25 protein-coding genes are annotated in these 23142 nt (G+C 32.0%); 4 read left to right on the top strand and 21 right to left on the bottom strand.

The window, feature by feature from the left end:
* Positions 1–13: 13 nt before the first annotated feature.
* Positions 14–889 carry an AraC family transcriptional regulator gene (locus PYW44_RS07125; protein ID WP_115076002.1) on the top strand — a complete coding sequence of 292 codons (876 nt, stop codon included), beginning with the start codon at positions 14–16 and terminating at the stop codon, positions 887–889.
* Between the two features lie 513 nt (positions 890–1402).
* Complete coding sequence (locus PYW44_RS07120) at positions 1403–1951, top strand: helix-turn-helix domain-containing protein (protein WP_071665247.1); 549 nt, start codon at positions 1403–1405, stop codon at positions 1949–1951.
* 539 nt (positions 1952–2490) lie between these two features.
* Here the strand turns inward: PYW44_RS07120 and sucB are convergent.
* The 19 genes from sucB to PYW44_RS07025 form a co-directional block, all read right to left on the bottom strand.
* Positions 2491–3756, bottom strand: coding sequence for a dihydrolipoyllysine-residue succinyltransferase (gene sucB / locus PYW44_RS07115; protein WP_115076001.1), 1266 nt, complete (start codon positions 3754–3756; stop codon positions 2491–2493).
* A 13-nt stretch (positions 3757–3769) separates the two neighbouring features.
* Positions 3770–6571: a 2-oxoglutarate dehydrogenase E1 component gene (locus PYW44_RS07110; RefSeq protein ID WP_021339181.1), complete on the bottom strand. Its 2802-nt coding sequence runs from the start codon at positions 6569–6571 to the stop codon at positions 3770–3772.
* Between the two features lie 198 nt (positions 6572–6769).
* Entirely contained in the window at positions 6770–8125 is a 1356-nt protein-coding gene (locus PYW44_RS07105; RefSeq protein WP_021339182.1) for a HAMP domain-containing sensor histidine kinase, read from the bottom strand.
* Complete coding sequence (locus tag PYW44_RS07100) at positions 8122–8784, bottom strand: response regulator transcription factor (RefSeq protein WP_115076000.1); 663 nt, start codon at positions 8782–8784, stop codon at positions 8122–8124. The genes PYW44_RS07105 and PYW44_RS07100 overlap by 4 nt, the downstream gene beginning before the upstream one ends.
* A gap of 832 nt (positions 8785–9616) precedes the next feature.
* A complete protein-coding gene (locus PYW44_RS07095; RefSeq protein ID WP_064782923.1) occupies positions 9617–10231 on the bottom strand; it encodes a phosphatase PAP2 family protein in 615 nt (204 codons plus the stop codon).
* Between the two features lie 16 nt (positions 10232–10247).
* Complete coding sequence (locus tag PYW44_RS07090; RefSeq protein ID WP_021339183.1) at positions 10248–11321, bottom strand: undecaprenyldiphospho-muramoylpentapeptide beta-N-acetylglucosaminyltransferase; 1074 nt, start codon at positions 11319–11321, stop codon at positions 10248–10250.
* Between the two features lie 10 nt (positions 11322–11331).
* Positions 11332–11841 (bottom strand): GNAT family N-acetyltransferase, encoded by a 510-nt coding sequence (locus PYW44_RS07085; RefSeq protein WP_071665245.1) that lies wholly within the window; start codon positions 11839–11841, stop codon positions 11332–11334.
* Between the two features lie 21 nt (positions 11842–11862).
* Complete coding sequence (locus PYW44_RS07080) at positions 11863–13341, bottom strand: S41 family peptidase (RefSeq protein ID WP_064782921.1); 1479 nt, start codon at positions 13339–13341, stop codon at positions 11863–11865.
* Positions 13342–13495: 154 nt separating this feature from the next.
* The gene (locus PYW44_RS07075) at positions 13496–13717 is read right to left on the bottom strand and encodes a YozE family protein (protein WP_064782920.1); all 222 of its coding nucleotides are present in this window, start codon (positions 13715–13717) and stop codon (positions 13496–13498) included.
* Positions 13717–14217: a PTS sugar transporter subunit IIA gene (locus tag PYW44_RS07070; RefSeq protein ID WP_115075999.1), complete on the bottom strand. Its 501-nt coding sequence runs from the start codon at positions 14215–14217 to the stop codon at positions 13717–13719. The genes PYW44_RS07075 and PYW44_RS07070 overlap by 1 nt, the downstream gene beginning before the upstream one ends.
* 14 nt (positions 14218–14231) lie before the next feature.
* The gene (msrB, locus tag PYW44_RS07065; protein WP_002507606.1) at positions 14232–14660 is read right to left on the bottom strand and encodes a peptide-methionine (R)-S-oxide reductase MsrB; all 429 of its coding nucleotides are present in this window, start codon (positions 14658–14660) and stop codon (positions 14232–14234) included.
* Positions 14653–15180, bottom strand: coding sequence for a peptide-methionine (S)-S-oxide reductase MsrA (msrA, locus tag PYW44_RS07060; protein WP_002507605.1), 528 nt, complete (start codon positions 15178–15180; stop codon positions 14653–14655). Before msrA ends, msrB begins: the two co-directional genes overlap by 8 nt.
* 134 nt (positions 15181–15314) lie before the next feature.
* Positions 15315–16154 (bottom strand): DegV family protein, encoded by an 840-nt coding sequence (locus PYW44_RS07055; protein WP_002507604.1) that lies wholly within the window; start codon positions 16152–16154, stop codon positions 15315–15317.
* Between the two features lie 9 nt (positions 16155–16163).
* Positions 16164–16649 carry a dihydrofolate reductase gene (locus PYW44_RS07050; protein WP_115075998.1) on the bottom strand — a complete coding sequence of 162 codons (486 nt, stop codon included), beginning with the start codon at positions 16647–16649 and terminating at the stop codon, positions 16164–16166.
* A gap of 97 nt (positions 16650–16746) precedes the next feature.
* Positions 16747–17703: a thymidylate synthase gene (locus PYW44_RS07045; protein ID WP_002507602.1), complete on the bottom strand. Its 957-nt coding sequence runs from the start codon at positions 17701–17703 to the stop codon at positions 16747–16749.
* 284 nt (positions 17704–17987) lie between these two features.
* Positions 17988–18422 (bottom strand): bacilliredoxin BrxA, encoded by a 435-nt coding sequence (gene brxA / locus PYW44_RS07040; RefSeq protein ID WP_064782918.1) that lies wholly within the window; start codon positions 18420–18422, stop codon positions 17988–17990.
* Positions 18423–18468: 46 nt separating this feature from the next.
* Positions 18469–19584 carry a conserved virulence factor C family protein gene (locus PYW44_RS07035; protein ID WP_002512418.1) on the bottom strand — a complete coding sequence of 372 codons (1116 nt, stop codon included), beginning with the start codon at positions 19582–19584 and terminating at the stop codon, positions 18469–18471.
* Positions 19585–19605: 21 nt separating this feature from the next.
* On the bottom strand, positions 19606–19863 hold the full coding sequence (locus tag PYW44_RS07030; protein ID WP_002507599.1) for a NifU N-terminal domain-containing protein: 258 nt from the start codon (positions 19861–19863) through the stop codon (positions 19606–19608).
* A gap of 12 nt (positions 19864–19875) precedes the next feature.
* Positions 19876–20070, bottom strand: coding sequence for a zinc-finger domain-containing protein (locus PYW44_RS07025; RefSeq protein ID WP_021339191.1), 195 nt, complete (start codon positions 20068–20070; stop codon positions 19876–19878).
* 240 nt (positions 20071–20310) lie between these two features.
* Between PYW44_RS07025 and PYW44_RS07020 the strand changes: the two genes are divergently transcribed.
* Positions 20311–21015 carry a queuosine precursor transporter gene (locus tag PYW44_RS07020; RefSeq protein ID WP_064782916.1) on the top strand — a complete coding sequence of 235 codons (705 nt, stop codon included), beginning with the start codon at positions 20311–20313 and terminating at the stop codon, positions 21013–21015.
* Positions 21016–21031: 16 nt separating this feature from the next.
* Here PYW44_RS07020 and PYW44_RS07015 read toward each other — a convergent pair whose 3' ends face one another.
* Complete coding sequence (locus tag PYW44_RS07015; protein ID WP_115075997.1) at positions 21032–21613, bottom strand: RBBP9/YdeN family alpha/beta hydrolase; 582 nt, start codon at positions 21611–21613, stop codon at positions 21032–21034.
* A gap of 167 nt (positions 21614–21780) precedes the next feature.
* On the opposite strand from PYW44_RS07015, the gene PYW44_RS07010 reads away from it, so the two are divergent.
* Positions 21781–22188, top strand: a complete 408-nt coding sequence (locus PYW44_RS07010; RefSeq protein WP_064782914.1) for a ribonuclease HI family protein — start codon at positions 21781–21783, stop codon at positions 22186–22188.
* Between the two features lie 62 nt (positions 22189–22250).
* On the opposite strand, the gene PYW44_RS07005 is transcribed toward PYW44_RS07010, so the two are convergent.
* Positions 22251–23132: a 5'-3' exonuclease gene (locus PYW44_RS07005; RefSeq protein ID WP_064782913.1), complete on the bottom strand. Its 882-nt coding sequence runs from the start codon at positions 23130–23132 to the stop codon at positions 22251–22253.
* Positions 23133–23142: the final 10 nt, after the last annotated feature.

Genomic DNA, 23142 nt, shown 5'->3' with positions numbered 1-23142 from the left:
GGGAGGTAATTTAATGAAAGATAATGGGGATATTAAGTTTAAATTTGATTCTATCTCGTTACCTTTTGATGGAGAGTATGCAGCATGGCACAGGATAAGTGATGGTCACTTTGGCAATGAATTACATTATCACGACCATTATGAAATATTTTTCTCACTATCAGGTAATATGCTATATACCATTGAAGGTAGAAAATATCAGTTAGACGTAGGTTCTTTATTGCTCATTACGCCATATGAGTTTCATCAATTAAATGAACAAATGGATGGGCATGCCGAACGTATTGGATTAAGGTTTGATGCACATTTATTAGAATATTTGTCTACAGATAAATGTGATTTAAGTGGATGCTTTGACACAAAATCACCAAATTTTAAAAATTTACTACAATTGTCAGAATCGCAAAAAAGAGAACTATATTATTTGCTTCAGGGTTTAATTAATGAACAAAATATTCAGAAATTCGGGAAGAAATTAGCAGAAGAAGCATTGCTCACTCAATTTTTTATACTTTTAAATAGAGTGTCTATTGCTAATGAACAGGTATCAGTGCTAGATGATCCGGAATCGGAGTTAGTAAGACAAGTATTAGATTACATGGAGTTACATTATGCAGATCCTATTTCATTAGAAGATTTGGAAAAGAAATTCTATGTTAGTCGCTATAAAATTACTCAACATTTTACTCGCCTTGTAGGTTACCCACCTTATCGCTATTTATTACAGAAACGATTACAAAATGCGCAACGTATGTTGAAAAATGGAGAAAGTCCACAACAAGTTGCCAACTTATGTGGTTTTAGCGATTATTCTAACTTTTATCGAAAATTCAAAACGTCTTATGGATGCAGCCCACGTGATTATTATCAAAAACACGTCAAAAATTAAATGCTAATATAGTAGAGAAATGCCATTACTTTAAAATTGTCTCAGCTAGTGAGTCTATAGTGATGGCTTTTTTTAATGGAAAGACCGATTATGAAAAAGTACTTAACATGATAAAAATGCATCTATGCTTTTAAAGATACAAAAATTAAGTTTATACTCTAGCAATGTGTAACGGTTAGTAATCATTATTTGAATGGTCAAAAGTAAAATATAATAAGCTAGTTATTGAAATAGAATAATGAACTGTGATCATCAGAATAAATAGAAATATCGTAGCTACTATAGATTTCAAACATGAAATCTGCTGTTTTACGTGTTTAAAACCCAGAATATTCAAATTAATAAATAGTTACACTAACACTGCTATCATAAGGTTTATAGTTTTTATACAATGTCTTTACTACCTCCCCTCTTTAATAAAACGTTATAACGTGTATAATGACGTTATAACGTTTTATGATTTAAAATGAAGTTTCCTTACGTTAGATTATAAAAATAAAGGCGGGAAAATCTATGAAAGAAATTAATGATATTATTGCTGAAAACCTTAAGTTGTATAGAAAACAAAATGGTTATTCATTAGAATATTTATCCACTTTGACTGAAGTAAGTAAAACGATGCTTGGACAAATTGAACGTAAAGAATCTATTCCATCGATTACAACATTATGGAAAATTGCCAACGGTTTAAAAGTTTCATTCTCTGAACTTACACAAGAAAATATTGAATATATTAGAAAGATATCTGCGAATGAGTTGAAGCCATTAACTTCAGAAGATAATAAATATAAAGTATATCCATTTTTTAAGTTTGATATTGAGAAAAAGTTTGAGAGTCATATGGTTATTATAGAGCCTGACGGTCTTATGAAAGATTCGCCACATGGTTCTGGATCTATAGAGTACATAACGGTTTATGAAGGTACACTAACGCTTAAATTGGATGGAGACAACTATACGGTTCACAAAGATGAATCTATTAAATTTAACGCTAATATCTTCCATTTTTACTCAAATGAAAATAATTCATCAGTTCGATTTAATATGATTGTGCATTATTAATTTCTTTGCAGAAATATTTAACTGTTTTCAGGTTGTAATAAAAATATAAGTAACTGCATACTAATCGCTCACATTGTAATTTAAGTGCGATTTTAAGTTGATGTCTTATTTTGTGATTAAATATACCTTTTGAGTTATTGTTGTTGTATATGTCCTTTTAAATGAGCATATTTTTATAATTCCATATATCTGTTAAGTATAGTCAAAGACATAACTCGGTTTTCTAATACTATCTATTTTTATTAAATTCATGGTTAAACTTAATAACATCGTTGATTTTAAGTGTTGCCATAATTAGTTTTAGTATTTTTCTTCTAAGACAACGCTCAAAGGCTTCCGGTTATATTTGTTTAACGTGTGGCTTGATAATATTAATCATCGCCTTTATTTTTTGATTAGCTTGGGGCGTGAATACGAAGTCGAATTTTGATTTCATGTTCACGCTCCTTATTTGGATTTTAAAGTAATTAAAATTTAAAAAAATACAACGACGCTTAGCGCCGTTGTATTGGGATTAATAAACTATTTTGTGTTTTGGATTAAGATTCTAATAGTAAATCTTCTGGGTTTTCAATTAAATCTTTAATCATTTTTAAGAATCCTACTGCTTCTTTACCATCAATGATTCTGTGATCATAGCTTAATGCAATGTACATCATTGGACGGTTTTCAATTGTATCTGCATCGACAGCAATTGGACGTGTAATAATTGAGTGCATACCTAGAATAGCAGCTTGGCTACCATTGATGATTGGTGTAGACATCATTGAACCAAAGATACCGCCATTAGTAATTGTGAATGAACCATTTACCATATCGTCTAGGCCGAGTTTTTTATCGCGTGCTTTTTTAGCTAAATTACCAATTTCTTCTTCGATTTCAGCAAAGTTTTTCTTGTCACAATCTCTAACGAAAGGAACAAGTAAACCATCGTCAGTAGATACTGCCACACCGATATCATAGAATTGTTTAGTAATCATATCGTCGCCGTCTATCTCAGCATTCACACCTGGGAATTTTTTCAGCGCTGCAACAGCTGCTTTTGTAAAGAATGACATGAATCCGAGTTTAGTACCATCATGGTCTTTGATGAATTGTTCTTTTTTACGTTTACGTAAATTCATTACGTTAGTCATATCAATTTCGTTAAACGTAGTTAACATAGCTGTATTATTAGAAACTTCTAATAATTTCTTAGCAGCTGTTTTCTTACGACGAGACATTTTTTCTCTCACTACTGGTTTTGATGGATTTTGTTGTGCTGGTTTTTTCGCTTCTTCTTTAGCGGCTGGTGCTTCTTGTTTTGAGCTTGCTTGATTTTGACTTTGATCAACATGTTCTTTTCTTACAACATCATTTGATTGCGCTGCTACTTCAGATAAGTCGATACCTTTTTCACGAGCATATTTACGTGCTGACGGTGTTGCATTAACACGTTGCCCATTGTCTTGATCTTTTTCTTCTGATTTATCATTTTGTGTTTCAGATTGTTGTGGTTGAGCTTTTTCTGATGATGAATCGTCTTTAGCATCATCTTGTTTAGCTGATGCTTCTGAAGCGTTGTTTCCGCTACCTTCTCCAACGACAGCGATAGACTGGCCTACTTCAACTGTATCGCCTTCGTTTGCAAGTAATTCTTGAAGAACACCTGCTTCTTCTGAAACAACTTCAACGTTTACTTTATCTGTTTCTAGTTCAACGATAGCTTCACCTTTATCTACGTTATCGCCTACTTGTTTTAACCATTCTGTAATGGTACCTTCTGTTATGGATTCTGCTAATTCTGGAACTTTTACCTCTGGCATGCTTGACTTCCCCCTAGTTAATTTTTGTACTTTGTTCGAGTATCATATTTTGAACGAGTTTGTGAATTTCACCATCACCTTCAGCTGGTGCCGAACGTTGTATACGACCATGATAACTTAAATCGTATTTATCTGTAGTTAATTCTTTTAGATATGGATAAACAAATGACCATGCACCTTGGTTCTTAGGTTCTTCTTGTACCCAAGCTACGTTTTCTAAATTCGGCAATTCATTTAATAATGCTTCGATTTCTGTTACAGGGAATGGGTAAAGTCTTTCAACTGCAACAACTAATATAGAATCATTTGGATTTTTAGCCAAATACTCTTTTAAATCAATAAACATTTTTCCTGAAGCTAAAATAACTTTTCTTACAGCGTCTTTTTGATGTTCTTCTGGTAAAATCGCTTCAAATTTGCCCGTAGTAAATTTACTAATAGGATCTGCTACAGTTTTATTACGTAATAAGCTTTTCGGTGACATTACTACTAAAGGTCTCATAGATTCTGTACCTAATGTAGCAGCTTGGGCACGTAATAAATGGAAATAATTACTTGAACTAGATAAATTAACGATTGTCGCATTATTTTCTCCTGCAAGTTGCAAGAATCTTTCTAAACGTGCAGATGAATGTTCTGGTCCTTGTCCTTCAAATGAATGAGGTAACAATAATGTTAAAGCAGAACGTTCGCCCCATTTAGCTCTTGAACTAAATAAGAAGTTATCAAAAATCATTTGAGACATATTTGAAAAATCACCATATTGAGCTTCCCAAATTGTCATACATGATTTATTTTGAACGTTATAACCATATTCAAAGCCAACTACCGCAGCTTCTGATAATGGTGAATTTCGTACTTCAAACGTCGCTTTTTGATCAGGTACATGATGTAACGGTGTATACTTCTCACCAGTCTCTGGGTCATGTAATACTGCGTGACGATGACTGAAAGTACCACGTTCACTATCTTGACCTGTTAAGCGTATTGGATTGCCGTTTTGAGTGATCGTCGCAAAAGCTAATTGTTCTGCTTGAGCCCAGTCAACTAATCCATCTTCTTTTTCAAACGGCTCTCTACGTTTCTCCAATACTTTATTAAGTTTCTTCAATACATTGAAATTTGAAGGATACGTAAGCATCGCATCATTAATTTCTTTTAGATGTTCAAAACTTAATTCTGTATCTTGACTTTGAATTGGTTCTGCCAAATCGTCTGGTTTTTGCATATTTGGATTATCCATTTTATCATTTTTATCGATTTTGTCATGAGCTGCTCGTAATGATTTTTGTACTTCATCCATAATATTATTCATTTGATCTTCTGTAATAATATTCTCATCAACGAGTTGTCTTCCGTATAAAAGTTCAACGGAGTCATGTTTACGTATTTCATGATATTGTAGTGGGTTTGTGATTGATGGTTCATCCATTTCATTATGACCATATCGACGGTAACCAACTAAATCAATAACAACATCTTTATGGAATTCTTTTCTGAAAGCCATAGCAATTTCAATTGCTTCAATTGTTGCTTCAACGTTGTCTGCATTAACATGCATAATTGGCACATCATATCCTTTTGCAACATCTGAAGAATATGTTGTAGAACGACCTTCTTCAGGTTCTGTTGTAAAGCCGATACGGTTATTTGTAATAACGTGGAGTGTACCGCCAGTAGAATAACCATCAAGACTACCTAAGTTCATTGCTTCAAAATTGATACCTTGACCAGGATAAGCTGCATCACCATGAATTAATATTGGCATTGATTTTTCGAATTCAGTTGTTACTGCACCAGGTTTATCTGTATTGTCTTGTGTTGCACGTGTTTTACCTAAAACAACAGGCGCTACGATTTCTAAATGACTTGGGTTATTAGCTAATGAAATACGTTGTTCACTACCATATGAACGCGTTGTTTTCACGCCACCAAGGTGATATTTAACATCGCCAGACCATCCAGAAGTTAATTTTAAGCTTCCGTCTTCTGGTAAAAACTTCATTGGATCTGTGTGCATAAATTCAGAAATCATCATTTCATATGGCTTTTCTAAAACATGTGTGAGTACGTTTAATCTCCCACGGTGAGCCATACCAATTTGAATGTTTTGAATACCCTCGTCACTCGCAAGTTTTAAAGTTTGCTGTAACATTGGGACTAATGTGTCTACACCTTCAATTGAAAAGCGCTTTGCGCCTACAAAGTTTTTGTGTAGATATTTTTCAAAACCTTCAACATGTGCTAAATTTTTAAAAAGTTCGATTTTTTGATTGTCATTTAAAGTTGCTTTGTACGGTGTTTCAATTCTGCGTTTTAACCATACACGTTCTCTATTATTGTTGATATGCGTGTACTCAAAGGCGATTGGTCCTTTGTAACGTTTTTCCATACGTACAATAGCTTCATAAGCATTGTCATAAATATCTTTGAAATGCTCTGATACAATACCTGCAGAAATAGATTCAAGTGTTTCTTTGTCTAAATTAAAATCTTCAAAGTTTAACTTTGGAACATTTTCTCTTACAGGTCTATTGACGGGATAAATATCTGCTGATAAATGCCCATATTGGCGGATATTATCTATTAAGCGCATAACACGTTTGATTGTGCTATCACCTTTAGTCACATTACTTTGACCTTCCTTATTTGTTACGATGTTAGCTTCACCGTTTTTAATTGTACTAAATAGGACTTGCAAATCTTCTGGGACTGAAGTCGGATCATTTAGATATACGTCATATAAATCTAAAACATATCCAAGATTTGCCCCGAAATTTACAGGTGCCTCGGAAACCTGTCTTTCGTTGCTCATATTACACCCTCCACAAAATAGTTGAAACGCTTACAAATCAATAATAGCATTAAACAAGCGCAAATTAAAGTACCAATAGCCTACTTATATGAAAAAACAGAACCTAAATGAAATAGATTCTGTTACTTTTGTAATATATATAATAATGTGACGTAGGTTTTGCTAAATTTTAACTTTTTAAATGCTAGATTATACGTGTTAAAAAGTGATTTTAAAAGTTGTATATTTACCTATTTCACTTTCAACTTGAATGGTGCCATGATTCAATTCAATTATTTTTTTAGCAATAGATAGACCAAGTCCATTTCCACCTAATTTACGAGATCGTGATTTATCGACTCTATAAAAACGGTCAAAGATAAATTCGATGTCTTCTTTAGGAATACCAACACCATGGTCTGTTATCTCAATAGAAATTTGTTTATTTCTCAGATTGGTTTGAATATGAATATGTTTGTTATGTTGATCATATTTCATAGCGTTATCAATGAAAATAATTAGTATTTGCTCTAATTGATAACGGTTAATTTTAATATTAAGTGGTTTAGGAAAAGCTTCAAATTCAAATTTATAGTCCTGATGTAATTGTTTTAATGATTTTATGCGAGAAGTAATTTCCTGATTGATATCTACATTTTCGATTTCTCCATCACGACTATTATTATTATCTTTTGTGAGTAAGAGAAGTTCTTCTACTAATTTTGTAATCCTCATCATTTCTTCTAAGGAAATGTCTAAAGATTCTTCGAGTATTGCTGCATCTTTTTTTCCCCAACGTTGAATTAAATTTAAATGACCTTGGATAATTTGCAATGGCGTACGTAATTCGTGAGAAGCGTCTTCCACGAATTGTCTTTGTTGATTAAAAGATTCTTCCAATTGGAACATCATTTCGTTAAACGTAACGATTAAATTATCTGTTTCTTCATAGTTTGTATTTAATTCTACTTTTTCTTGGAAACCATCTCTACGTATTTGTTGCATTTTGTTAGACATCAATATTAATGGCTTTGTAATTTGTGATGAGAAAAAGTAACTAACAATGGCAGTGATAAACGTTGCAATGATGCCGAAAATAAGCGCAATAAAATATAAAGAGTTTACGAGTGTATTATAGTCTTCTAATGAATGGACAATGACACTATATCCTTTGAAACTTTGAGAATCGATACGTTGCGTTATAGTCAAGTATTCTGTATTATGGTGATTTTTAATGGACGCTTGATTTGCATCTTTAGTCGCAAAATTGGGCGTGTAGCCTATCGTATTATCATTTGAAGTTTCCATTAATTTGTTGCCGTCGTCATTGTATAGTATCACTTTCTGAAAGTTGCCTAAAGAAGCATTTAAATCTAAGGGTGTTATATCTTCAATTTGTTTAGTTTCAAAAAGATTTACAATATCTGACGAACTACGTTCTGCCTCAGTAAATTCATTGTGGCGTAAACTATTACTCAAGAAGAATATAATAATTAAACTAAAAATAAATATCGTTGAAAACGTTATTGTTGTTGTAATCATCATCCATTTTGTTTTTAATTTTCTTTGCTTCATTGTCTAACCACATAGCCAACACCACGAACTGTTTCGATGTATTTATCTTTACCATAGGGTTTGAGTTTGTTTCTTAAATAACGAATATAAACATCTACAACGTTCGTTTCAACTTCAGTATCATATCCCCAGACATCAGTAATAATTTGTTCTCTTTGTAAAACATGATTTTTATTAACAGCAAGTAAATATAATAAATCATATTCTGTTTTCGTCAAATCTAATGATTCCCCCTCTACAGTGACCTTAAAAGCATCCTTATCTATAATGATACCTTTGATATCGATGACATTCTTTTGTGGCTGTCTACGAAGCATAGCACGTATTCTAGCTAGTAATTCTTCTATATCAAATGGTTTAACAATATAATCGTCAGCGCCATAATCTAAACCTGTGACTTTATCATATGTATCACTTTTTGCAGTAATAATAATAATTGGTGTTGTTTGTTTTTGACGAATTTGACGACAAATTTCTAAGCCATTGATATTTGGTAGCATCAAATCCAAGAGTATAAGGTCGTAATTATTGGATAATGCTTTTTCTAGACCAGGACGTCCATCGTATTCTATATCTACAGTGTAATCTTCGTGTTCAAGTTCAAGTTCTATAAAGCGAGCAAGATTTTGTTCATCTTCTACTATTAATATTTTTGTCATAAGTTGCACCTCAAATTATATTTTAAATGAAAATACATCATGTAGGAAGTTATTACTAATAATTGTATAATTTTTGTTGCTTTTATACGAGAAATATTCAAACTAATAAATCATATAATATAGCGCTATGTTAACCTTTTAAAGGATATTGAATTTTGATATATAAGAAATTATAAAAAATACCCAATTCTAATTGACAATAATTCTCAGTGTTGTATAATGTAATTGAAAATGATTATCAATTCCAAACATAAGACATTCCCCCCACACGAATTTCGATCTTATTGGATTGATCATTTTCAGAAATATCCCCTTTTATATGCCCGTAAAAGACTAACGTTGCGAGACAAAGTGAATATAAAGACCGGTTTTACTTTGTAAAATCGGTTTTTATAATAAATTTTGACACAAAAGCAACAAGTTGAGTTATATATCGAGTTGCTAAGAATTTAGGCAAGCCAAACGTTAATATTGACGTTTGGCTTGTTTTTTTCGATTAAATTAAGACAAGATCTTTACAGAATCATAAATAAATAGCTGCCGAAAAGTCACTAACTTTTCGGCAGCTATTTAGAGGATCGGGCATAAATACATGTCTCAGCCTCAATCATTATATTGACAGTGGCTGACTAATTTGAAAGTGTACTTATAGCAAGCTTTTAAAGTACTACTACTTCGTTTATGAAGACAAGTAGTTATTATACAAGCGCTTCGGCTCTTGTATTTCATTTTTTAGTCAGGTGTGCTGTGGGGTGCGACGACAAGAAACTTGTTAGAAACGATAGATTTCTGTCTCATTCCCTGTCTTATTGTTAATAACTATCAATAAACACTAGACTTGTAGTTTATGTCTTAAAATAAGCGTTGGTAGTACGACACAGAACGCGCCACCAATTACACCAGCAATGATATCAGTTGGATAGTGTACACCAAGGTATACACGAGATGATGATATTAGGATGATAAATAATGCAGATAATCCTATCATAAATGCTCTAGATTTACCTTGTAGTACTCTATTAGCGATATACATTGTACTGCCAAAGAATGTGGCGGAGCCCATAGCATGACCACTTGGGAAACTAAACCCAGAAATATCGATGAGCCTTAGCAATGTTGGACGTTCTCTATCAAAGAGGTTTTTTAGCAAAGGGTTTAAAGTGCCAGATAAACTCATTGCAATAGTAAAAAATAAAGCTTCAATATTTAATCGTTTTAGCATTAAATAAGCAATTAATAATAGTGATAAACAGACCATCGCCCATACTTCACCAATCTTAGTAACGCCTAAGAAGAAAGTAGTCGTAATAAAACTTTCAGAAGAATAGATAAATTCATATACTTCATTATCAATCCATTTTCCTAATCTAGATTCATGAAAAAATGCAATGATGCCAAATATTAAAGTGAAAATGATTAGTAATGATATTCGTTTCCATCGACTCATTGCATATGACCTCCCATTAGTTTAGTGCGTCATTAATAATTTTGTTGAATAAATCTTGACGCGTATAGCTTTCTTTATATGTTTGCATTTGTTTAACTATTGATTCACGGTTAGCTTCAATTTCACTGAGCTGTGTTATTAATTGTGTTTCAGTTAACGTATCTTCTGGTAATGTTTTACCAAAACCTTTAGATTCAAAATTCTTAGCGTTATCAATTTGATCACCACGGGACTGATCTAAACCAAGTGGAATTAATAGCATAGGAATTCTAAGTGCTAAAAATTCATAAATCGCATTTGAGCCAGCACGACTAATAACTGTATCAGTAATTGCTAATAAGTCTGTTAAATCATCTTTCACAAATTCAAATTGAGTATACCCCTCTTTATTTGAATATTGTTTTTCTAACAATCCTTTACCAGTTAAATGTACAACTTGATAGTTTTCATTAAGTGCATCTAAATTTTGTCGTATGATTTCATTTAATTTTTTACTGCCTAGACTGCCTCCCATAACGAGCAATACTTTTTTATTTTTAGTAAATTTAGTAAGTTGATAACCTCGGTTTTTATCACCAGTTTTCAAATCTTCACGTACTGTTGCACCAACGAAATCTGCTTTATCTTTAGGAAGATACTGTAATGTATCTTCAAAAGTAGTGTAGATTTTCTTAGCAAATTTGAGTGAAATCTTGTTAGCTAAGCCAGGAGTTAAATCTGATTCATGAATTATTGTAGGAATTTTTAAAGATTTTGCAGCCATAACTACTGGGACCGATACAAAACCACCTTTTGAAAATAATAAATCAGGTTTTTCTTTCTTTAATACTTTTCTCGCATCTAATATACCTTTTAGTACTTTGAATACGTCTTTTATATTGTCCCAAGAAATATAACGTCTTAATTTACCACTAGAAATTGAATGATATTTGATTTCAGGTAATTGAGATTCAATCATCTCGCGTTCAATCCCTTTTTTTGAACCAATGTAAAAGGCTTCATAACCTTCTTCTAAGGCAGTGGGTATTAAACTTAAATTGACTGAGACATGTCCAACAGTGCCTCCCCCAGTAAATGCGATTTTAGTCATATTATAACCTCTATTCTTCTAATTTTTTATAATAGGCATAAAAGGGTTCCCCTTTATTAAAAGGAGGATAATCAATTTCTGTCTCGCCTACTTTTTTAAAACCAAATTTATTAAACAGAACTTGTGCACGCTTATTTAATGCAAATGTATCTGTCACCAAAACGTGAATATCATGGTCGAGTGCAAGTTTAACGGCAAAGTTAAACAACTGAGTAGCAGCCCCTTTATAAGTTGCTGATCCAGCAAGTCTGTGGATTACATATGCACCACTTCTGTCAATTGGCCATTCTAATTCATCATACCACTCTGATTGTTGTTGGTCGACAACTATAAAAGCATAAATTATAGAATTTTCTTCTAGTACATAAAGTGTTCCTTTTTGTATATCATCTTTAAAATGCTGTTCCAAAGGATATTTTTCATCCCACTGATTATTATTATCTTGTTTCATGATTGCTTTAGCTTCTTTTACAATTTTTAGCACACTTGATAAATCATTTTTGTTGGCAATTCTAATCATAGAAATAGTACCTCACTATAGTTAATTTAATTTTTTAAGAAGTTTTTGTAAAACAGTGTCTTCTTTATTGGCTTTGTTGACAAGCGCTTGAGTGAACTTTTCATTTGTTTTTTTGTCGAATGTGCCATGTACTTCCAAATTATTTTCTTTTTGGAATGATTCAATAGCAGTTTGCAAAGCATTATCAAATTCATTAGAGTTATTATTTACTTTATGGCCCAATGCAGATAATCCTAACTTCATTGTTTTAACATTTTTATCGCTATCCCCTAACTCATATGTTTTATCATTAGGTATAACATTTAAAGTTTGATATTCTGGTTCACTAATTTTCACATCTGGCTTAATTCCCTTGCCATGAATGTAGTGTGAATTTGGTGTTAGCCATTTCATATTGGTAAATTTTAATAATGATCCGTCATCGAATTCATTTGTTGTTTGAACAACACCTTTACCAAATGTTTTAGAACCATAAACCTTGGCTTTGTCATAGTCTTTCATAGCGCCTGTAAACACCTCGGAAGCACTTGCAGAGCCTTTATTAACAAGAATTGATACTTCCATGTCTTTTGCTTCTTTTAACGCGTCATTAGAAGCTGTTATTTCTTCTTTGTGATCGCCTTTTTGAAGTTGTACGACAGTTTCACCTTTATCAATAAAAATATTAGCCATTTTAATTGCTTCATCTAATAAACCACCTGGGTTATTTCTTAAGTCTAAAACAATTTTGCGGACGCCGTTTTTATGTGCTTTGATAATCGCAGATTTTAATTCACCTGCAGTACTATCTTGGAATTTGTTGATAGTAAAAACGCCAATGTCATTTTGTTTTTCATATTCAACGCTTTTCACGTGTATTTTATCACGCTTAATTGTAATATCATGGGCTTGATTAGCTCTTTCAATTGTTAGAGTAACATTCGTTCCTTTTTTGCCACGTACTTTTTTTACGATGGCTTCCAATGGTTGCCCTTTAATAGATTTACCATCAACTTTAGTCACAACATCTTTAGGTTGTATACCTGCTTTTTCAGCTGGTGAATCTTTCATTGGACTTGTAATTTCAATTTTATTACCTTTCTTTTGCATTTCTGCGCCGATGCCTACAAAGTCTCCAGAAACATCTTCATTAAAAGATTTTGTTTCTTTTTTAGTCATATAATCAGAATACGGGTCATCTAATTCTTTTACCATTCCATTAATAGCAGCTTCAGATAATTTTTCGGAATCTGTTTCTTTATAGTATTCATCATTTAAAGTTTTATAAACTTCTTGGACCTTTTGCATTTCTGTTCGTTGATCACTATTTAATCCGCTTTTCCAATTACTAACGCCAATTGTTGCAAATACTGCAATGAGTGCTGTGATAATCACAGTAACTATTATTAATAAAATAAAATGACTGCGTTTGAAATTTAAAAATTTAGATTTATTTTGGTGATTATTATCGTTATTACTGTCGTTGTTATTTTCCTCATATATGTCATTATGATCTGACATTTAATCACTTCCTACTACATATGTAAAAATTACTGTTAAAGTTCAGCTAAAATAAAAAAGCTGGGATTGAACCATATTCGATTAATCCCAGCTACTTATATGACACTATAATATTTTAATATATTTGAATCTATTTACACAAATATTAAGTGATTTAAAATTTTAGCCATTCTGTATATTCTTCATATAAATCATCGAACACAGCCATTGAAATGGGATAATTACCTTGTGTCTCTATATAATCAGATATATTATGAAAATCTTTCTCTTGCCTTGGAAAAGATAAATCATCAAAAATTGCTTCTGCTAATTCACCTTTTTCATTTTTACGACCTCTTGCCGTTAGCACAAATTGATAAAATGAATGATCTTTCATTAGTTCATTGTCACATCAACGATTTTTGTTTCGCCTTTAATAATAGAATTTACATCCTCAATATTAAGAGATGATGTATTATCAGAATTTGTGATAATGATTGGTGATATTACAGATTTCGCATTTTCTTTAATATAATCTAAGTCAAAACGTAATAATGGATCTCCAATGCTTACTACATCTCCACTTTCGACTAAAACTTCAAATCCCTTACCATCCAATTGAACTGTGTCTAAACCGATATGAACGAGTAATTCTAAACCATTATCAGCTTTTAAACCAATAGCATGTTTAGTAGGAAATACATTATCTACTTTTCCGTCGATTGGTGATACGACTTCGCCTTCTGTTGGGTTTACTCCAAAACCTTCGCCCATCATTTTTTGTGCGAAAACTGGATCTGGAATATCTTCGATTTTTACATATTCCCCTGTAATTGGCGCATAAATAACGCTATCCTTATTGACTTCTTTACCTTTGCCGAATAATTTTTTAAACATATCTTGTTCGCTCCTTATTTTTCAAAATGTGATATTAAATCTTCATAGCCTAATTCTTCAAGCTTTTCGAAAGGAATAAATTGAACTGCCGCGGAATTAATACAATATCTTAAACCGCCACTTTCTTTCGGTCCATCATTAAATACATGACCTAGATGACTATTTGCATCTTCTGAGCGTACTTCTGTACGTACCATGCCGAAAGTTTTGTCTACAAGTTCAACTACTTCTTCATCATCTAGAGCTTTAGAAAAACTAGGCCAACCACAATCTGATTCAAATTTTTCTTCTGAGGTGAATAAAGGTTTTCCTGAAATTTTATCGACATAAATGCCTTTTTCATAATGGTTCCAGTACTCATTTTGGAATGGAGGTTCTGTTCCATTTTCTTGAGTGACTAGGTATTCCATTTCATTTAAACTATCTTTACTTTTTTTAATCATTTTGTTCCCCCCAATGTTTTTCTATAAATGCTTTACGTCCTGATCCACGTTGATATTGCTCATAATGCAGTGGATTTTTCTTATAATAATCTTGGTGTTGTGATTCAGCAGGATAAAAGTTTTTATAAGGTTTAATGGGTGTAATTACCGGATTATTAAAAATAGCCTGTTCATTTAATTGCTGTATTTTTGCCTCTGCAGCTTTCTTTTGTTCTTCATTGTGATAAAAAATGGCTGGTTCGTAGTGTTCACCACGATCAAAAAATTGGCCACCATTATCAGTTGGGTCAAATGTTTTGAAATAAACATCTAAAATATTTTCGAAGGAAGTGATTTCAGAGTTATATGTGATTTGTACTGCTTCTACATGACCAGTTTGGTTCGTGCTTACACTTTCGTAAGTAGGATTATCCAAATGGCCACCACTATAACCAGAAACAACATTTTCGATACCTGGATAAGAAGTAAAAGGTTTAACTAAACACCAGAAACAACCGCCAGCTAATGTCGCATAAGCCATAATATACCTCCTATATCTATTTTGTCATAAAGTTACCATTATTTTAAGAGATATGCTATCAAATTGTTTATAAATAATATAAATACTGTAAATTTTCTTAATAATAGTAACTACGTATATGAATCAAGATTATATTAAGATCTTAAAACAATTAAACCAATTGCACCTTGACCTGCATGTGTTGAAATAACAGGTGTTGTTACATTAGTATCAAAATGATTGAAATTAAATTCTTCAGAAAATTGCTTTTTAACCTTATCTACAAATTCGATGACATTGGCATGAGCAATACCAATAGATTTTATATTCTTATCACCTATAAAGTGACTTATTTCTTTCTTTAAAAATTGAACACTTGCATTTTGCGTACGTGAATTGTGTAACATTTCAAGTTTTCCATCAACAATTGTACCGATTGGCTTAATTTTCATCATATTCCCAATTAAACCTTTTGTTTTACTAATACGTCCACCCTTAATAAGTTGATTAAGTTGGCCTATAACGACATAAAGTTTAATGTTTTTTTGCAATTCATTCAATTTTTCAATAATTTTTTCAGTTGGAATACCTTCATTATTCCAATCTACAACGTGCTGAATTTGATAACCTAAACCAAAAGAAATTGATTTAGAGTCTATAACAGTTACATTGCTATCAGTAATTTGACTGGCTTGTAGCGCAGTTTGATAAGTACCACTTAATCCTGAAGTGATATGAATACTAATGATTTCAGAACCATCAGCACCTAATTCATCATACATCTCAATGAATTTGCCAATAGCTGGTTGACTTGTTTTAACATCTGCATCATCCTGTATTTTTTGTATATATGCTTCAGAAGTGATATCTACTTGATCTACATATGATTTTCCATCAATTGTTAAGTTAAGTGGTACAACATGGATATCATTTTCAACCAAATAGTCATTTGATAAGTCTGAAGTTGAATCGGTTACAATTTTCTTTTTAATCATAATGTCCTCCTATGAATTTTTCTTACGAATTAAATGTAAAAAAGTATGAGGAATTGTATTTTTTTCGTCTAATTCCCCTTTAACTGATGATTCGACTTCCCAGTCTTCGAATGTATAAGGTGGGAAAAATGTATCCCCATTAAATTTATCTTCAATCACTGTGATATACATATCGTCAACTTTATCAATCATTTCTTCATATAATAATTGGCCACCAAATACGAAAACATGGCCAGGTAAATCAAATATATCCTCCATAGAATGAATGACATCAACGCCCTCATGTTGAAATGATTTATTTCTAGTTAATACAACGTTTCGCCTGTTAGGAAGTGGTTTTCCTATAGAGTCAAACGTTGCGCGCCCCATCACAAGTGTATGGTTAGTGCTTAATTTTTTTACATGCTTAAGATCATTCGGTAAATGCCAAGGTAATGTGTTATCTACGCCGATAACACGTTGTTGGTCATGCGCCACAAGTATTGAAAGTGTCATAAATTTCCTCCTTAATGCTAATATAGCAAGATTTTAACTTTACTTTTTAATATTCATTATATATTAAGCTATTAATCAATTTTAATCGTTTTGTAGATTACACTGCTATTGGTGCTTTTATTGCTGGATGAGAGTCATAATCTATAATTTCCAGATCTTCGTAATTGATATCGAAAATAGAAGCATCACTATTGATTTTTAATTGAGGTGGTTCAAAACCATCACGTGATAATTGTGTTTCTATAGCGTCAATATGATTAGCGTAAATATGTGCATCACCAAATGTATGCACAAATTCTCCCACCTCTAGTCCGCATTCCTTAGCAATTAAATGCGTTAATAAGCTATAACTAGCAATATTAAAAGGGACGCCTAGAAATATATCTGCGCTTCTTTGATAAAGCTGACAACTTAATTTACCCTCATGTACATAGAATTGAAACATCGTATGACATGGTGGCAATGCCATGGTATCTATTTCAGTTGGATTCCAAGCTGACACAATATGACGTCGAGAATTCGGATTGTTTTTGATTTGTTCTATAACAGTCTTAAGTTGATCGAAATGGTTACCATCTTTATCTTCCCAGTCGCGCCATTGTTTACCATATACATTTCCTAAGTCACCAAATTTTTGTGCAAATGCATCATCGTTTAAAATCTGTTGTTTGAACTGTTGCATTTGTTCCTTATATATTTTATTAAATGATTCATCTGCTTGTGCTCTATGTCCAAAATCGGTCATATCTGGTCCTTTATAATCTGATGATTTTACATAATTTTCAAACGCCCATTCATTCCAAATGTTGTTATTATATTGGAGTAAATATTTAATGTTCGTATCACCTTTAATAAACCACAATAACTCCGTGGCAATTAATTTGAAGGATACTTTTTTAGTTGTTAATAAAGGAAACCCTTTCGATAGATCAAATCTTAATTGATGTCCGAATTTTGAAATTGTACCTGTATTTGTGCGATCATTTTTTTGTTTACCGATGTCTAAAATTTCTTCGCATAGATTGTGATATGATTGATCAAAACTATTAAGCATAACAACCACACTCCTTTCTATTATTTATATTTATCTTATTGGAAATCACTAACAATTAAAAGAGTTTACTATTAATAGTGTAAAAAATAAGTCATTTTATACAAAGTATACATTATTTCTTTGAAAACGTTTAAAATGTAGCATTATTTTTAAATTTAAAAAACCAACTTACCATATCTTAAATAATAAGTAAGATATAATAGGTTGGTTTAAAGTAACGTTTATCCAGATTCAATCACCATTACCATTTAATATAAAATAACAGATTATATTAAATTAAGTAACTAGCAATATTCATCGAAAGCATCTTTGATATCCATACAAATATCTTGAATATCTCTACCTTCAATATGTTCACGAGGAATAAAATGTTTTAATTCTTGACCTTTAAATAAAGCGTATGATGGACTTGATGGTACTTGCTGAATAAATGATCTCATTTCTTCAGTAGCTTCTTTGTCTTGTCCTGCAAAAACTGTGACTTTATTACTAGGTTTTTTATCATTTTGTTCAACTACAGTCACTGCTGCAGGTCTTGCTAACCCAGCTGCGCAACCACATGTAGAGTTAATAACTACAAAAGTTGTGTCATCTGTTCCGACATTGTTCATATAATTAGAAACTGCTTCAGCAGATTCTAAACTTTCAAAATCATGTTCTGTTAATTCACTACGCATTTGAGTAGATAATTCATTCATATAAGCATCATATGCATTCATTGATAACACTCCTAAAATTTATCTTTTAATTCATTTTTATCAGTAATTACTTGTTTCTGTTAGCAATTTGTTTCCAAACGGATCCTAAAGCTTCGTCACCATTTTCTATTCTAGAAATTGCCATCTCTATTTGTAATTTGACTTCGTATGCAGGGTCATCTGCATGTGCTCTTAATGATTCGAGTTGTTCAGGACCACCTTCGTCAAAGATAAACATTGCTGCTCTCCATCTTACAATCTTTTGCGAATCATTTAACGCTTTTTCCATTTCTGGCAGCGCTTGTTTAAAACCTAAATCGCTTAAACAATCTCCTGCTGTACGTCTTACTGCAGGACTTTTGTCATTTAACCCTTTAAACAGATAAGGTAATACAGCTTTATCTTCCACCATTCCAAGTAGTACGATAGCTTCACGTCTCAAGGGTATTTTTTGCTCATCACTCACTGCTTCACCTAATAGTGGAAAATCTTGTACAGTTGGTGTTGGAAAGGATTTTAACATTCTTAATCGTTCTTTCCAATCATCAGCAGCTTGGTAAGCTTCAAGGGAAACATGTTGATATTGTTTTTCTGGAACAACAATATTTGTAGCTAATGCTTCTTGCACAAGTGTTTTTAATCGTTCCTCAGGATAAATAGCAGTGATTTCTTCAAATACTTCAGACATAATCTCATCTAAATCACCATAGCGCACACCTAAATCATCCCATTTACGAAGAAAGACGATATTATCATTATCTTTTTGTGCAGCTAGCATGCTGTCGATATAAACTTCTGGTAATTGTTTGCGTTTTTCTTCAGAGCTTGTAGTAAGTTTAATTTGGTAAGGAATGCCTTTAAATTTTAATACTTCAGCCTTAACCTCTCCATAATGTTCATCTGGTAAAGGTTCATTTATTTCTTCTTGGTCTTCATTTAACGTTGCAGTTACATTAGGTAAAACATCTTCCCAATCAAATTTTGGCTTTTTGTCCACTGCTAAAAAGTCCATGACATAGAATATAGACTTAACGCCTTCGATTGCTAATACATCATTAATAAAATGAGGTTGTCCCTCGGCAACTGCAGTATACGTATTTGATTTATTATCTTCTCTTTTCTCACTCAAGACAATTTTCATTGTATTTGGACTTGGTGTAGGTTCAACACGAACAATTTCCATCAAGGAACCTCCTTGTTATATTTATATTCTTTCTAACGTTGCTAATATATTCGGTAATACATCATCCCACTCAACATTAGCTTGTTTATCAACTGAAATAAAATCCATAGCTTGGAATATAGATTTTACGCCTTCTACTTCTAATACTGCATTAATAAATTCAGGCTGACCTTCTTTTACTTTAGTATACGTATTGGGTTTTGTGTCTCCACCTTCAACGCTATATACAAATTTCATTGTATTTGGATTTGGTGTTGCTTCTACATTTAAAATTTCCATTATAAATCCTCCTTATTGTAATTCATTTCCTATTTGTTTGATTTGTTTTCCAATTGAACACTCATTTATACAAAAGTGATGTGCTTGGGTTTTTCCTTCAGTCTTTCTGATATGGTTTTTAAGTAAGCATTCTTTGCAGTAGGTGTTCATTAAATGATCTATCGCATCAATTGCTTCTTTTTCAGAATAAGTTAGAATAAACTTCACTCTCCTGTGTTTCTGTAAATAAAAGTATTTAATTATATTAAGATTTGACGCTTGAAGGTATTATATCATTTGTAACTACGATTGTTTAATATTAAATTTGCAATTAAGATTAATCTGAAAATAAGGTGTATTAATTTTAAAAGTATACTTGCAATTTTTAATTTTTCTGATAAGATTATGCAGTTGTTAAATATGCGGTTTCTAAACACCCGCATCATCAAAATTTAGGAGGAATTTAAATTGTTTAACGAAGTTTTTGGTGTGTTAACGTTTTTAATCACATTTTTATTATTAGTCGCAATGTATCGTTTTTTTGGAAAACAAGGATTAATTGCTTGGATTGCAATTGGTACAATTATTGCTAATATACAAGTAATAAAAACAGTAGATATTTTTACTATTTCTGCAACGTTAGGTAATGTAATGTTTGCATCGATATATTTAGCTACTGACATTTTGAATGAAATATATGGTAGAAAAATTGCAAAGCGTGCGGTTTGGTTAGGTTTTAGTTCAACGTTAGTCATGATTATTGTCATGCAACTATCGTTATACTTCACCCCATCTCCAGTGGACACGACTCAAGGTGCACTAGATACAATATTTAATCTTGTACCTAGAATAGCGTTAGGTTCTGTTATTGCATATATCATTGGACAGCACTTAGATGTACTGCTGTTTTCATTGATTAAAAAGGTATTCAGTTCAGATAGTACGTTTATTATTAGAGCATATGGAAGTACGATAATTAGTAATATTATAGATACAGCATTATTCGTAGCTATTGCGTTTTTAGGGACAATGCCAAATGAAGCAGTTTTTGAAATTTTTATAACAACTTACTTGTTGAAAATAATTTCTACAATATTTAACGTGCCATTCGGTTACTGGGCAAAATCTATGTATCGAAAAGGTAAAATACAAAAATTAGATGAAGGTTACTAAAAAACTCTGAAATTGGTTATATACCAATTTCAGAGTTTTTTTGATTTAAAATAGTGATAATTTGTTCTTTTAAAAATTCAAATGTTTCATAACCATCGCTAGCTAGAAAGTGCCCTTTGTGTGGAATATGAATTGTTTGAGTTCCTAAAGCTTTAGATAATCTATCTGTTGCGCTAATACTAACAACAGGGTCATAATCACTACCGATAGTAATAATATGTTGAGCATTAATGCGATCAAGTTGAACGTTAGTTTGATTGATATAATAATCTAATTCTGGTAAATTCTCTAATGTTTCATTAAAGGCTGAAACTAAAAATAACCCTTTAATATGCGGGTATTGAGAAAGTTGAGATAAATAATTAAGTACGGTTATTACTCCAAGGCTATGAGCGACAATAAGCGTTTCAGAATTCAATTTATGTGCCATACTATTGTGTAATGCTTTGTACCACTGATCTATATCTGGATGATTTGAATTTGGTAAATGTATGACTTCAACTTTATAATCAGAAGCTTTCATTTTAGTAGCTAACCATTGAAACCAATGACTATCAGTATGTGCTTGGTAACCATGTATAATAAACATATTTTTCAAAGTATCAGACCTCTCTTGCTTAACTCCGACTATTCAAGTATAAATTCAATATATATCTAGGATACGAAAAATATATTGAATTTCCAACTGATATGGTTAGTGCTTATATAGTATAAATGAAATAGTTTTGATAAGATAAGATTAACTTAAATAATGTGGGTGAATTTATGGCGAAAATATATTTTGATGCAGCTACTGCCGGTAATCCAGGTGAAAGTGCTTGTGCAGTTGTCATAGTAACAGACAACGAAAGAATTCAGTATGATACTAGTTTGGGTATAATGGATAATCATAGTGCTGAATGGGCCTCGTTGGTGTTTGCCTTAGAAAGTGCTGTGAAACACAAAGTGACGACGGCGATAGTTTATACAGATTCAAAATTAATTGAAGATAGTTTGAATAAGGGACGCGTAAAAAATGATAAATTCAAACCTTATTATCGTGAAATGTTAAAATTAGAACAACAGTTTGATTTACTTTTTGTAAGATGGATTCCTAGAAATCAAAATAAGGAAGCAAATCATCATGCTAAAAATGCACTGTATAAAATCACTAAAAATAAAAAAGGCAAATAATATAAAAAGTGGCTGCTAGCTTTCCGAATGGATTGCTGACAACCACTTTTTTATTTGTATGCTTAACTGAAATGAGTAGATAAGTATTTTCCGGATACGTATAACTCATGTTCGTTACAGATATTTAATATCTTAGTGATATCTGTACCAAATTTCATATCTTGTAATAATGTTGTTGTATCTAAAGGCACTTCAGTGTGAATTTTAGCTAAAGACTTGGAAACCTTTAAGTTTTGCATATCATTATTTATTTTATTCTGTTGACCAGGTGTCAATTCATCTATTGCGTCAACGACAGATTCTACAGAACCATAATTTTGAATAAGTTTAATTGCCGTTTTTTCTCCTATGCCTTTTACGCCGGGATAACCATCTGCGCTATCTCCCATAAAGGCTTTTACATCAATAAGTTGTAACGGATTCAATCCATATTCACTTTGGAATCTATCAAGCGTGTAGCGATTATAAATGCTGAACCCCTTTTTAGTTAACCAAATTTCTACATTGGGATTGATACATTGTAGTATGTCTTTATCACCAGTTACTACATAAACTTGATTTTCATCAGAATATTGATGTGCTAACGTTCCAATAACATCATCAGCTTCATAGTTCTGAACGCCAATATTAACAAAACCAAATTGATTGGAAACCTCTTTCACATAATCAAATTGAGGGATAAGTTCTTCAGGTGGTGCTGGTCTATTTTGTTTATAACCATCAAACATATCATTTCTAAAAGTGGATTTCCCCATATCCCAGCATACAGCTACATGTGTTGGCTGTATGTCATTGATTGCGCTAAACACGTGACGCACAAATCCTTGTATGCCATTTGTAGGTGTACCTGAAGAATTGCGCATAAATTGTTTGTGAAGACTTGTAGCATAAAAATGGCGGAATAATAAAGCCATGCCATCTATTAGTAATATTTTATTAGACATTTTGTGTACC

Origin of the sequence: Staphylococcus equorum (assembly GCF_029024965.1) — a bacterium.
GTDB lineage: Bacteria > Bacillota > Bacilli > Staphylococcales > Staphylococcaceae > Staphylococcus > Staphylococcus equorum.
This window is presented reverse-complemented; position numbering and strand designations above follow the sequence as displayed.